The 12360-nt window shown below is 70.9% G+C and carries 13 protein-coding genes; 9 read left to right on the top strand and 4 right to left on the bottom strand.

The annotated features are described in order from the left end of the window. Nucleotides 1-14: 14 nt before the first annotated feature. Nucleotides 15-662 (bottom strand): AIM24 family protein, encoded by a 648-nt coding sequence (locus VF106_RS34050; RefSeq protein ID WP_330844071.1) that lies wholly within the window; start codon nt 660-662, stop codon nt 15-17. Nucleotides 663-732: 70 nt separating this feature from the next. On the opposite strand from VF106_RS34050, the gene moeA reads away from it, so the two are divergent. From moeA to VF106_RS34025, 5 genes are all read left to right on the top strand, one after another. Continuing rightward, the gene (gene moeA, locus VF106_RS34045; protein ID WP_330844033.1) at nt 733-1944 is read left to right on the top strand and encodes a molybdopterin molybdotransferase MoeA; all 1212 of its coding nucleotides are present in this window, start codon (nt 733-735) and stop codon (nt 1942-1944) included. 19 nt (nt 1945-1963) lie between these two features. Continuing rightward, a complete protein-coding gene (locus tag VF106_RS34040; RefSeq protein WP_330844032.1) occupies nt 1964-2242 on the top strand; it encodes a GlsB/YeaQ/YmgE family stress response membrane protein in 279 nt (92 codons plus the stop codon). Nucleotides 2243-2585: 343 nt separating this feature from the next. Continuing rightward, the gene (locus VF106_RS34035) at nt 2586-3299 is read left to right on the top strand and encodes a phosphatidylserine decarboxylase (protein ID WP_330844031.1); all 714 of its coding nucleotides are present in this window, start codon (nt 2586-2588) and stop codon (nt 3297-3299) included. 60 nt (nt 3300-3359) lie between these two features. Further along, nucleotides 3360-4307, top strand: coding sequence for a CDP-diacylglycerol--serine O-phosphatidyltransferase (gene pssA, locus VF106_RS34030; RefSeq protein ID WP_414639123.1), 948 nt, complete (start codon nt 3360-3362; stop codon nt 4305-4307). A 10-nt stretch (nt 4308-4317) separates the two neighbouring features. After that, nucleotides 4318-6531 (top strand): AAA family ATPase, encoded by a 2214-nt coding sequence (locus VF106_RS34025; protein WP_330844029.1) that lies wholly within the window; start codon nt 4318-4320, stop codon nt 6529-6531. Between the two features lie 283 nt (nt 6532-6814). Here VF106_RS34025 and VF106_RS34020 read toward each other — a convergent pair whose 3' ends face one another. Both VF106_RS34020 and VF106_RS34015 read right to left on the bottom strand, forming a co-directional pair. Continuing rightward, a complete protein-coding gene (locus VF106_RS34020) occupies nt 6815-7453 on the bottom strand; it encodes a LytR C-terminal domain-containing protein (protein ID WP_330844028.1) in 639 nt (212 codons plus the stop codon). Beyond that, a complete protein-coding gene (locus VF106_RS34015) occupies nt 7450-7755 on the bottom strand; it encodes a DUF3263 domain-containing protein (protein WP_330844070.1) in 306 nt (101 codons plus the stop codon). The genes VF106_RS34020 and VF106_RS34015 overlap by 4 nt, the downstream gene beginning before the upstream one ends. Nucleotides 7756-7877: 122 nt before the next feature. Between VF106_RS34015 and VF106_RS34010 the strand changes: the two genes are divergently transcribed. Continuing rightward, nucleotides 7878-8441, top strand: coding sequence for a peptide deformylase (locus VF106_RS34010; RefSeq protein ID WP_330844027.1), 564 nt, complete (start codon nt 7878-7880; stop codon nt 8439-8441). Between the two features lie 84 nt (nt 8442-8525). Next, the gene (locus tag VF106_RS34005; protein WP_330844026.1) at nt 8526-9437 is read left to right on the top strand and encodes a S1C family serine protease; all 912 of its coding nucleotides are present in this window, start codon (nt 8526-8528) and stop codon (nt 9435-9437) included. On the opposite strand, the gene VF106_RS34000 is transcribed toward VF106_RS34005, so the two are convergent. Then, nucleotides 9378-10478, bottom strand: a complete 1101-nt coding sequence (locus tag VF106_RS34000; protein ID WP_330844025.1) for a glycosyltransferase 87 family protein — start codon at nt 10476-10478, stop codon at nt 9378-9380. The two genes, VF106_RS34005 and VF106_RS34000, sit on opposite strands and share 60 nt — an antisense overlap. Nucleotides 10479-10574: 96 nt before the next feature. Between VF106_RS34000 and VF106_RS33995 the strand changes: the two genes are divergently transcribed. Both VF106_RS33995 and VF106_RS33990 read left to right on the top strand, forming a co-directional pair. Beyond that, complete coding sequence (locus VF106_RS33995) at nt 10575-11234, top strand: response regulator transcription factor (protein ID WP_330844024.1); 660 nt, start codon at nt 10575-10577, stop codon at nt 11232-11234. Next, nucleotides 11231-12301, top strand: a complete 1071-nt coding sequence (locus VF106_RS33990) for a sensor histidine kinase (protein ID WP_330844023.1) — start codon at nt 11231-11233, stop codon at nt 12299-12301. The genes VF106_RS33995 and VF106_RS33990 overlap by 4 nt, the downstream gene beginning before the upstream one ends. Nucleotides 12302-12360: the final 59 nt, after the last annotated feature.

The raw sequence follows: 12360 nt of genomic DNA, 5'->3' as shown, positions 1-12360 counted from the left end.
GTTCACATGATCAGTCATCGACTGTTACCGGACGCGGACAGCAGGGCGGCCATCGCGCGTGCGTTGCGAGTCTGGATGAGCAACTGACCAGGACCCGCGAAATCCAGCAGCAGGCCCTCTCCCGTGCGCACCGACTGGTGGATGGACTGGCTGACCGCACGCAGTCTCGCCTGGGTGTGCTCGCTGTACGCCAACAGGTAGGTCGGGTCGACGGTGATCAGCTCGCCCTGCTTCAGGGCAACCACGTCGAGCGACCCGCAGGCCGCGATCACGAACGCGCCGACGCCCGACACGTGCTCGACGAACCCGCTCTCCGCGCCGAACAGGTTGCGGAACCCGGCCCACTGCGGATCGGTGCGCACGGTCGACGGCGCGGCGAGCCAGCAGCCGCGGGTCACGCACCACCCGTTCACGCCGTCGAGCTCCAGCGTGTACACGTCGCCGGGCAGCGTCGGCGCCACGTCCACCCAGCCGCCCTCGGGGGGCGCGGTGAACACGGCACGCGCCGCTCTCGACCGCGACCCGCCGCGCGGTCTCACGTCCACCACGACGCCATAACTCGTCGCGAGCATCGACGCGTAGTCGGCCTGCACGGCCTCGCCCGGCGCGAGCAGCAGCCGGGCGACGCCGAACGCCGGAGTGTGCCGGGTGCGGACCTGCACGGTCGGGTCCTCCGTCATTCTGGAAGTCGGTGAGGAGCAGTCTGGCATGTACATTTCGTGAGCGGGCAGGATGCAGGACGTGCCGAACGCCCCAATTTCCGTCGACGACTACCGCGCCAGGATCGGTGCGCTGATCCAGTCGACTCCGGTCACCCTGATGCCGCTGCAGGACTGCCTCGGCCTCGTGCTCGGCGACGACCTCCTGTCGCCGGTTTCGCTGCCGCCGTTCGACAACTCGGCCATGGACGGCTACGCGGTCCGCTCGGTGGACGTGGCGGGCGCGGAACCGCACGCTGCCGTCGCACTGCCGGTGCCCGTGGACATCCCGGCCGGCAAGACGGACATCGTGCCCCTGCTGCCCGGGACAGCGCACCGGATCATGACCGGTGCCCCGGTGCCGCCCGGCGCGGACGCGATCGTCAAGGTCGAGGACACCGACGGCGGTGAGCAGCGGGTGGCCGTCCGCGTCCCGGTCGCACCGGGCACGCACATCCGCCGCACCGGCGAGGACGTGTCCGAGGGCGACACCGTGCTGCGGGCCGGCGCCGTGCTCGGGTCGCCACAGCTGGGGCTCGCGGCCGCGATCGGGCGGGCCGAGCTGCCCGTGCACCGGCGGGTCCGCGTGCTGATCCTGTCGACCGGGTCCGAGCTGGTCGAGCCGGGTGAGCCGCTGCTGATGGGGCAGATCTACGAGTCCAACAGCGTGTTGCTGGCCGCCGCCGTGCAGGAGATCGGCGGCGAGGCGACCGTGCTGCGGTTCGTGCCGGACGACGTGAAGGCGTTCCGCGACACCATCGCCGGACACCTCGACAAGGTGGACGTGCTGGTCACCTCCGGTGGGGTCAGCGCGGGCGCGTACGAGGTGGTCAAGGACGCGCTCACGGGCCAGGGCGTCGACTTCCTCCGCGTGGCCGTGCAGCCGGGCGGGCCGCAGGGCAGCGGCATGTTCCAGGGGCTGCCGGTGGTCACACTGCCCGGCAACCCCGTGAGCGCGGCGCTGTCGTTCGAGCTGTTCCTCCGGCCGACGCTGCGTGCCGCGATGGGGCAGCCGGTCATCCACCGGACCCGCGTCAAGGCACGGACCACAGTGGAGCTGCGGTCGCCGTCGGCCAGGCGGCAGTACCGGCGTGGACGGCTCGACGGAGACGTGGTCACCCCCGTCGGCGGGCCCGGCTCGCACCTGCTCGCCTCGTTCGCGGTGTCGAACTGCCTCATCGAGGTGCCCGAGGACGTCGAGGTCGTCGCGGAGGGTGATCTCGTTTCGGTGCTGGTTCTCAGCTAGTGCCCGTAGGCTCGCGCCCGTGGGATTCATCGCGTGGATCGTCTTCGGCGCCATCGTCGGGTGGGTGGCCAACGTCGTGGTCGGCGGGCGCTACCGCCAGCGCCAGGGTTGCCTGGTCAGCATCCTCGTCGGCGTAGTCGGCGCCGCACTCGGTGGGCTGCTCTACCGGGCCGCCACCGGACAGCAGAAGACATGGGACTTCGACTTCCCGAGCATGGGCGTCGCGGCCGTCGGCGCCGTCGTGTTGCTGCTGGTACTCCGGCTGATCCAGGGCCTCGCGGCTCGCAACCGTCGGTAGCCGTTCGCCCACGGCGTGCTATTGCTCACACCTCGTGCCCGTGCATACACTCCTCGTGTGCCAGTGCCGGCTGGCGCGTGCACGTCCGTCGGGGGGTGCACGGCCAGCCGGCCTCGCTGCGCTCCCCGGCGAGCTGTGTCCGCAGAACACGCGAACCATCTCGCTCCGCGTGTTTTCCGGGGGTGCAACCCCCAGACCCCGCCCGGCGGGCTTCGCCCCCCGGACCCCCGGCCTCGCTACGCATCGTCCTCGTTCCTGAGCATCCCCCATGGGTCACCGTCCGCTACGGGCGTAGCGTGGTGCGCAAGTTGACACGCACCCGTTGCGAGGAATGTCCCGGTTGATGACCGAATCCCATAACTCCCCTGACTCCGGCCGACTTGCCCACATCATCGCGCTGACCAGGAGCGTCGTGCCGCCCATGCACCCGGCGGGACGGCCGTTCGCGCTCGGGGCGGCCGCCGTCGCGTTCTTGTTGCGCCGCTTCTCCCGCCGCCTCGGCGTGGTCGGGTTCCTGCTGGCCGGAGCGGTCGCGTGGTTCTTCCGCGAGCCCAAGCGCGTCGCGCCAAGCCGGACCGGGGTGGTCGTGGCCGCCGCGGACGGGGCCGTGTCCCACGTCGTGCTCGCCGAGCCGCCGCCCGAGCTCGGGCTCCCCAGCGGTGAGCGGCTGCGGATCAGCGTCTTCCTGTCCGTGTTCGACGTGCACGTGCAGCGTTCGCCGGTGGCCGGGCTCGTCACCCGTGCGGTGTACAAGCCGGGAAAGTTCCTGTCCGCCGACCTTGACAAGGCCAGCGAGGACAACGAGCGCAACACACTGCTGCTCACCACGGAGAACGGCGCCGAGGTCGTGGTCGTGCAGATCGCCGGGCTGATCGCGCGGCGGATCGTGTGCGAGGTCGCGGAGGGTGACAAGGTCGAGGCCGGCGACACCTATGGGCTGATCCGGTTCGGGTCACGCGTGGACGTGTACGTGCCGGCCGGCTCGCGGGTGCTCGTCGAGCCAGGTCAGCGCACGATCGGCGGCGAGACCGTGCTGGCCGAACTGCCGGAGGGCTGAGTGGCCGGTCGAGGGTCCCCCAGCGTTCGGGTACTGCCGAACGCGATCACCGTGCTGGCCATGTGCGCCGGCCTGTCCGCAGTGCAGTTCGCGCTGGCCGGGCAGCCGCAGGCGGCCATCGCGGCGATCGCCGTCGCCGCCGTGCTCGACAGCCTCGACGGCCGCATCGCGCGACTGCTCGACGCCACCAGCAAGATGGGCGCCGAGCTGGACTCGTTGGCGGACGCGATCTCCTTCGGCGTGGCGCCGGCACTCGTGCTGTACGTGTGGCAGTTCGAGGGGAACCGGTTCGGCTGGGTCGTCACGCTGGTGTTCGCGGTGTGCATAATCCTCCGGCTAGCGCGGTTCAACACGCTGCTGGAGGACAACGAACAACCGCCGTACGCCAAGGAGTTCTTCGTCGGCGTGCCGGCGCCGGCCGGCGGGCTCGCCGCGCTGCTGCCGCTGGTGCTGACGCTGCAGATCGGCCGGGACGGCTGGTGGAACTCCGACGTGGTGGTGATGGTGTGGACGGTCGGCATCGCCGCGTTGCTGATCAGTCGCATCCCGACGCTGTCGCTCAAGACGATCCGTGTGCCGGCGAAGGCGGTCGCGCCGCTCCTGGTGTTCGTCGGCCTGCTCGCCGCCGCGGTGATCACGTACCCGATGATCGCGCTGGCGTCCGCGCTCGTGATCTACCTGCTGCACGTGCCGTACGCCTGGCGCCGGCACCGCTGGCTCGCGAAACACCCTGAGGCATGGGAAGTGCCGCCGAAGGAGCGCAGGGCGATCCGCCGCGCTCATGGCGCCGGCCGCCGGCTCGGGCTGCGACCGCCCCGGATGCGTCGGGTCGCCGGCGCCGCGCGTGCGGTGTGGCCGCGCCGTGGCGGGGACGTCGAGCACGGCGTGATCTTGCCGACGGACGGGCCACGAATGCGCCGGTCACTGGGTCGGGCACGCAACTGGCGGCGCATCGGCTTGCGGCGCAACCAGTCCAGGCCACCCGCGAGCCGCCGCGACGACCAGTAAGGTCCCCCGCATGCCAGAGATCACGCTGACGGTCCGGCTGTCCCCATCGGCACTCGACGCGCGGCGCGGGGTGGTCCGGTTGCACCCCGAGGTGCTCGACGCGCTCGGGCTGGAGCCGTGGGCCGGCGTGAAGCTCATCGGCGCGCGGGTGAGCGCGGCGCTCGCGGCCGAGGGCGACGGGCCGCCGGGCGTGGCGCTGCTGGACGACCTGACGATGACGAACATCGGCGTGACCGAGGGCAGCGAGGTCGTGTTGTCGCCGGCACGCGTGTCGCCGGCACGCACGCTCACGATCGCCGGTTCCCGGCTCGCGGCCGCGTCGCTGACGCCGGAAACCGTGCGACTGGCGCTGATCGGCAAGATCCTCACCGTCGGCGACTCGGTGTCGCTGCTGCCGCAGGACCTCGCGCCCGCGCCGGGTTCCGACGCGTTCGCGGTGCGTGGACAGCTGTCCCGCGCGATCGGCATGACGTGGACCAACGAGCTGCTCACGATCACCGGGAGCGAGCCCCCCGGGCCCGTGGCCGTCCATCCGTCCACAGTGGTGGGTTGGCGGGACGGCGCGCGCACCGGTGAGGCGGCCGCGGCCGCGTTGGCAGGACCTGGCGGCACAGAAGTGGTGTCCGCGCCCGAGCCGGTGACCGTGGAACCCGTGACCGTGCCGACGGCGCCGCCGCCACCGGTGACCGACCTGATCGGCTCCGCCGAGGCGGTCGGCCGGCTGACCGAATGGTTCGACCTGGCGTTCCGGCGGCCGGAGCTGCTGACCGCGCTCGGGGTGTCCGCGCAGCTCGGCGTGCTGTTGACCGGTCCGGAAGGCGTCGGCAAGGCCACGGTGGTGCGGTCGATCGCGCACTCCATCGAGGCGTCGGTGGTCGAGGTCGCGGCGCCGACACTGGCCGCGCTGGAACCGGCCGCGGCGGCGACGCGGTTGCAGGCGGCCGTCGGGTCGGCGGTGGGACAGACCCCGGCGGTGCTGCTGATCACGGACGTCGACGCGTTGCTGCCGGCCACCAACCCGCCGCCACTCGCGACCATGGTGATCGACACGTTGCGCGCGGCGGTCCGCAACCCGAGCTTCGCGCTGGTGGCGACGACCGCGCACCCGGAGGCGGTCGACCCGCGTGTGCGTGGCGTCGACCTGCTCGACCGCGCGGTGTCGGTGCCGCTGCCGGATGCCAAGTCCCGCACGGAGTTGCTGCGTGTGCTGCTCCGCGACGTGCCGGTCGAGTCCGATGTGGACTTCGGATCGCTCGCCGAGCGGACCCCGGGTTTCGTGGCCGCGGACCTGGTGGCCCTGCGCAGGGAAGCGGCCGTGCGTGCGGCGGTGCGTGAGGCCCCGAAGATCGCGTTCGCGGACCTGACGGCCGCGCTGACCACCGTGCGCCCGACCTCTATGTCCACTTCGGACAGCCTGCAGACCGGTGGACTGACACTCGCCGACGTCGGCGACATGGCCGACGTGAAGCAGTCGCTGACCGAGACGGTGCTGTGGCCGCTGCGGTACCCGGACTCGTTCCAGCGCCTGGGTGTCGACCCGCCGCGCGGGGTTCTGTTGTACGGCCCACCGGGATGCGGCAAGACGTTCCTGGTGCGGGCGCTGGCGGGCACGGGGCGGCTGAACGTGATCGCGGTCAAGGGTGCCGAGCTGATGGACAAGTGGGTCGGCGAGTCGGAGCGCGCGGTGCGGGAGCTGTTCCGCCGCGCGGCGGAGGCGGCGCCGGCAATGGTGTTCCTGGACGAGGTGGACGCGCTGGCGCCGCGGCGCGGTCAGTCGTCCGACTCCGGGGTGGCGGACCGGGTGGTGGCCGCACTGCTCACGGAACTGGACGGCGTGGAGCCGATGCGGGACGTGGTGGTGCTGGGCGCGACGAACCGCCCGGAGCTGATCGACCCCGCGCTACTGCGGCCGGGCCGGCTGGAGCGGCTGGTGTACGTGCCGCCCCCGGACGCCTCGGCGAGAACGGAAGTCCTGAAGGCGGCGGCGAAGAACACCCCGCTGGCGTCCGATGTGGACCTCGCGGCACTGGCGGAGACTCTGGAGGGCTACTCGGCCGCGGACTGCGCCGCCCTGGTGCGGGAGGCGGCACTGACGGCGATGCGCGAGTCGCTGGAGGCGCGGGAGGTCACGGCCACCCACGTCACGAAGGCCCGCGAGTCGGTCCGCGCCAGCCTGGACCCGGCGCAACTCGCCGCGCTGGAGGCGTACGCGCGGTCCCGCTGAACCGGCGGTGTGGCCTCCGGCCCCCGGTTCCACGCTACGGCACGGTGCCGACACTTTTGGTGCCCTGCTTGCCTTCCTGTGGACAACCGGATCCGCTGTGGACAACCCGCCCGGGACGGATCTTGAGCGGCCGCGAGTGTCGGTGGTCGCGGCTAGGCTGGAAATCGGGGGCCGGAGGCCGCACGCCCGTGTCTCGAACGGCGCGTTGTGGACGTTCAACGACATGAGCGCGTCGTTCGGGACACCGCTCGTGGCAGACCTCGGCGGGCCCGGGAGCAGCGCTTCAGCCCTCGTTCTTGCCGCCGCCGTCCGCGTTGCCGTAGTCGTTGGTCACGATCACGATCAGGCCAGCCGGGGCGTCCTTGATGCCATCGAACCGGGCCTCCGTGCGCATGCCGAACGCGGCGCTGATCTGTTTGGCCGCGGCTTCCTCGTCGGTGCCTGGCCGGTAGTAGACGGTGGTCGTCGGGATGATGCCGAACGGGTAGTTGCTCACGTCGGTGACCTGCCAGCCGTCGGCGCGTAGGTCGTCCGCCGCGCGGGCGGCCAGTCCCTTGATCGTGCTGTTGTTGTAGACCCGCACGGGGATCGTCTTCGTCGGTTCGCCGTTGCCGTCGCCCGACGGCGGGGTCTGGCCGGTCTTGGTGGTGGTCGTCGTCGACGTGCTCGGGGCGGGCACGGAGGACGTGTTCGACGACGGCGGGCGGCTGGACGTCGTGCCAGGCCGGGAGGACCCGGACGTCGCAGTCGACGAGGTGGACGAGGACGTGGCTGGGGGTTCGTTATCGCCGCCGGCCTGGTCGTCGCCGTTGCCGCCGAGGGCGGTGATCAGGCCGATCACCAGGGCGACCGCGGCCAGGCCCAGCAGCGCGACGCCGGCGATCCGGCCGGGACGTGGCGAACCGCTCTCGGGTGAGGTCATTGCCGCTCGGCACCCAGCCTCGGCGCGGACCGCGCGCGGTGGCGCCCGGTCCGCAACCTGCGTAACCGCAGGACCAGCATCGGTTCCGCCTCCAGTGCCGCGCTCTTGTCGATCAGGCGGTTCACGACCTGGTAGTAGCGCGTCGGCGACATGTCGAACAGTTCGCGGATGGCCTGGTCCTTCGAACCCGCGGCCTTCCACCATTGCCGCTCGAACGCCAGGATCTCGCGCTCCCGCTGAGTGAGCTCCCCAGTCGACGACACAGCCGGCGCTGGCTCTGCCGGCAACTCCGCGGCGTCCATCTGGCTCCTCGCCACCAGGTCGGTCCGGAAAGGAATCACATGGCTGTGATTTCCCCGTGTCATTCAATCACGCTACCGCCGCCCTCGTCGTGACAACGCACCGGTTGGCTAAGGTTCCGCGCATGGCAGTTCACCCGATCCGGATCGCCGGCGACCCCGTGCTGCACAACCCGGTCCGCAAGGTCGAGGCCTTCGACGACGAGCTTCGCACCCTCGTCGACGACATGTTCGAGACCATGGCGGCCGCCAACGGGGTCGGGCTCGCGGCGAACCAGATCGGCGTCGACCTCCGCGTGTTCGTGTACGACTGCCCGGACGACGAGGGCGTGCGGCACCGCGGCGTGGTCGTCAACCCGATCCTCGAGACGTCCGAGCGGCCCGAGACGATGCCGGACCCGGACGACGACCTGGAAGGGTGCCTGTCCGCGCCTGGCGAGTCGTTCCCCACCGGTCGCGCCGACTGGGCGAAGGTCACCGGTCAGGACCTCGACGGTGAGCCGATCGAGGTCGAGGGCACCGGTTACTTCGCGCGCTGCCTGCAGCACGAGACCGACCACCTCGACGGGCTGCTGTACCTGAACCGGCTCGTCGGCCGCAACGCCAAGGATGCGAAGCGGATGCTCAAGCGCAACGGCTGGGGCAAGCCGGGGCTCTCCTGGGACCCCGCGGCTGAGGAAGCCGAGTAACAGTCCGCTCACGGCGAACGCGGAACTAAACCGCACGACCGCACACTTGTAGTGGGTGCAACGGTGTAATTGGCGGTGAGTGCGATGGCCGAGGAGCTGGACGCCTACTCGCGCACAGTGAGCGCGGTGGCGAAGATGTTGACGCCCCATGTGGCGAGCGTGGCGATGCGCCGCGGCAGTGGGTCGGCCGTGGTGTTCACCGAACAGGGGCACCTGCTGACGAACGCGCACGTGGTCGGCTCCGCGAACCACGGCGAGGCAACGTTTTCCGACGGCGAGGAGTCGCCGTTCCGGGTCATCGGCGTCGACCCGCTGTCGGACCTCGCGGTGCTGCGGGCGGCCGACACCCCCGAACCCGCCACACTCGGCGACGCTGACGACCTGGTCGTCGGCCAGCTGGTCGTCGCGGTCGGTTCCCCGCTGGGGCTGGCCGGCTCGGTCACCGCCGGTGTGGTGAGCGCGCTCGGCCGGTCACTCCCCGTGACTCGCGGGCAGGCGCAGCGCGTGATCGAGGACGTGATCCAGACCGACGCCGCGCTGAACCCGGGCAACTCGGGTGGCGCCCTCGCGGACTCACGCGGCCGCGTCGTCGGCATCAACACGGCCGTCGCCGGCTTCGGCCTCGGCCTGGCGGTGCCGATCAACGAGACGACCCGGCGGATCATCGACACGCTGCTGGTGGAAGGCCGGGTGCGGCGGGCGTACCTCGGCGTGGTCGGCGTGCCCGCGCCGCTGCCGGACGACGTCGCGGCACGCACCGGGCAGCGGGCCGGGCTGCGGGTGATCGAGGTCGTGCCGGGCGGGCCCGCGGAACGGGCCGGGCTGCGGAAGGGCGACCTCGTGCTGACGGTCGCCCGTGAGCAGGTCCACGACGCTCAGGGCATCCAGCGCAAGCTGTTCGCCGAGGTCATCGGCACCGACCTGGCGGTGACGGTGCTACGCAACGGCGCGATGGTGGACGTCTACGCGCGTCCGACGGAACTGACGGTGAGCTGACCAGAACACGAACACCGCGCACCACACGTAGACGTTGCCGACCGTCAGTGTGAGCACGGTCAAGCCGTCGTCGGAGTCCCACCACCAGTGCGGGGACAGGTAGAACGCCACCGCGCCGGCCGCCGCGACCAGTGGCTGGATCCGCCACACGGCCAGCAGGATCGGCACGCACCACACCCAGTGGTGTGACCACGAGACCGGCGAGACCAGCAACACCACCAAAGCGTTGAGCCCCAAGGCCTCCACCGGGTGCGGGGCCAGCTTCACGGCCACCGCGCCTGCGGCGATCACCGCGACCACCAGCAACAACCACGGCCAGCCCCGCTCGATCCCGAGCCTGGTCAGCACGCCGTTGATCGACTGGTTCGCCTCGTCGGCGACCTTGCCGATGCGGTTGGGGTTGAACACGGTGCTGGTCCAGTACTTCACCGAACCGGACGGGTTGAGCAGGAACCCGATCGCGCTGACGCCGACGAACGAGACCATCGCGGTCACCGCGGCCCGGCGATCCCCACGCAGCAGGAAGAACAGCACGAACGCGGCGGGCGTCAGCTTGATCGCGGCCGCCAGCCCGACCAGCACGCCACGGGGCCAGCGCGTCCGCGGCAGGAGGCAGTCCAGGACGACCAGCGCCATCAGCAGCAGGTTGATCTGTCCGAAGTAGAGGGTCACGCGCACGGGATCCAGCAGCAGCGCGGCCGGCAGCAGCACGGCGACGAGCGCGGGCTTCAGGTCGAGCGACCGCGTCACGACCACCAGCACGAGCGCGAGCGCCGCGACGGACAGCACCGTGAGCAGGACCCCGGCCACCGGGTGCGGCGGGAACGTGAACGGCGTGAACAGCACCGCGGAAATCGGCGGGTACGTGAACGGCAGGTGCTTGCCGATGATCGTGGGTGGCAGGAGGCCGTAGAGGTCTCCTCCGGACAGCCACACATCGGCGCCCAACCGGTAGACGTCCAGGTCGATGCGAAGCCGCTCCGGCACGACGAACCACGCCAGGACAGCGGCGTTCAGCACGACAAGACCAATCTTGCGCATGCGGAAAGAAGTACAAAACCGCAGCTAGCGGCGGCCTAAGCGCGACGTTTATCTGATCCATACGCGGCATGGCTAGCATTCGCGCGGGGGTTTCTGATGCGCATACTGATCGCGGAGGACGAGCGGTTGCTCGCGGACACGCTCGTGTCGGGCCTGCGTCACCTGGGGTTCGCGGTGGACGTCTGCTACGACGGCGACGCGGCCGTCGAGCGGGCCACGGTGAACTCCTACGACGTGGTGGTCCTGGACCGGGACCTGCCCAAGGTCCACGGTGACGAGGTGTGCCGGCAGATCGTGGCGGCCGGCCGGGAAACCCGGGTGATCATGCTGACCGCGGCGGCGAGCATTCGCGACCGGGTCGAGGGTCTCGGGCTGGGCGCCGACGACTACCTGACCAAGCCGTTCGCGTTCGCCGAGCTGGTCGCGCGCGTGCACGCGCTGTCGCGGCGCGCGGTGTCCGCCCTGCCTCCGCTGCTGGACCACGAGGGCGTGCTGCTGGACGGCCCGCGACGGCACGTGACCCGCGACGGCCAGCCGCTTTCGTTGTCGCCCAAGGAGTTCGCCGTGCTGGAGGTGCTGATGCGCAACGCGGGCCGGGTGGTCAGCGCGGAGGACCTGCTGGAGAAGGCGTGGGACGAGCACGCCGACCCGTTCACCAACGCGGTGCGGATGGCGGTGATGACGTTGCGGCGCAAGCTGGGTGACCCACCGCTGATCCACACCGTGCCCAGTGCCGGCTACCGTTTCGGCTCATGATCCAGTGGTCACTGCGCGGGCGGGTGATCCTCGTGTGCGCGCTCAGCTTCGCGGGCGGCGCGACGGTGATGGCGTTCGGCCGGTCGCTCTTCCGTGACTGGTGGCTGTCGGTCTTCCGGAACTACGCCCTGTGCACGTACGTGAACGGCATCGACACAACATCGACGCAATGCGATCCGTGGACGGGAACCAGCCAGTGGCTGGTGGGAGCAGGCCTACTCGTCGGCGCCGTGCTGCTCTTCTGGCTCTTTCGCCTGGTGGCGCGGGGCATCGTGCGTCCGATCACGGCCATGACCGACATCGTGTGGCAGCTGGGCCCGCAGAACCTGGGACAGCGCATCCGGTACCGCGGCCCGCGCGACGAGGTCCGCGAGCTGGCCGACGCGCTCGACGAGATGCTCAACAGGGTGGCGACGGGCTACGAGGGTCAGCGCCGGTTCGCGTCGAACGCGTCGCACGAGCTGCGCACTCCCCTCGCCGTGCAGCGAACCCTGGTCGAGGTGGCCATGGTGACGGGCGAGCAGGACATGTCCCGGCTCGCGGCCCAACTGCTCGCGGTGAACGAACGCAACGAGCGGCTCATCGAAGGTCTGCTCGTCCTCGCGGAGAGCGACCGTGGGCTGCCGGGCACCGAGCCGGTGCGGTTCGACACGCTCGTCGGCGAGGTGCTGGACAAGTTCGCCGAACAGGCCGAGAAGAACCAGGTGACACTGCACCGCGGCATGGTGGCCCGCACCGTGTCCGGCGACCCCGTGCTGCTCGACCGCATGGTGAGCAACCTGGTCCACAACGCGATCAAGTACAACGTGCCGGGCGGCGCCATCGAGGTCGTGGTCGCCGCCGAACCGACACTGTCGATCCACAACACCGGACAACAGGTACCGGCCGAAACGGTGCCCGCGCTGTGGGAACCCTTCCGCCGCCTCACCGCCGAACGCACCAACCAACGCGACGGCGCCGGCCTTGGCATGTCGATCGTCCGCTCGATCGTCACCGCCCACAACGGCACGGTGTCCGCCGCCCCCGGCGACCACGGCGGCCTCAAGGTCACGGTCAAGCTGCCGTAGGTCGTGCCCGGATGCCCTCGAGACATCGGCCCTGGGCTCGCGGTAAGTCGGTTGGGTTC

Origin of the sequence: Actinophytocola sp. (assembly GCF_036378875.1) — a bacterium.
GTDB lineage: Bacteria > Actinomycetota > Actinomycetes > Mycobacteriales > Pseudonocardiaceae > Actinophytocola.
This window is presented reverse-complemented; position numbering and strand designations above follow the sequence as displayed.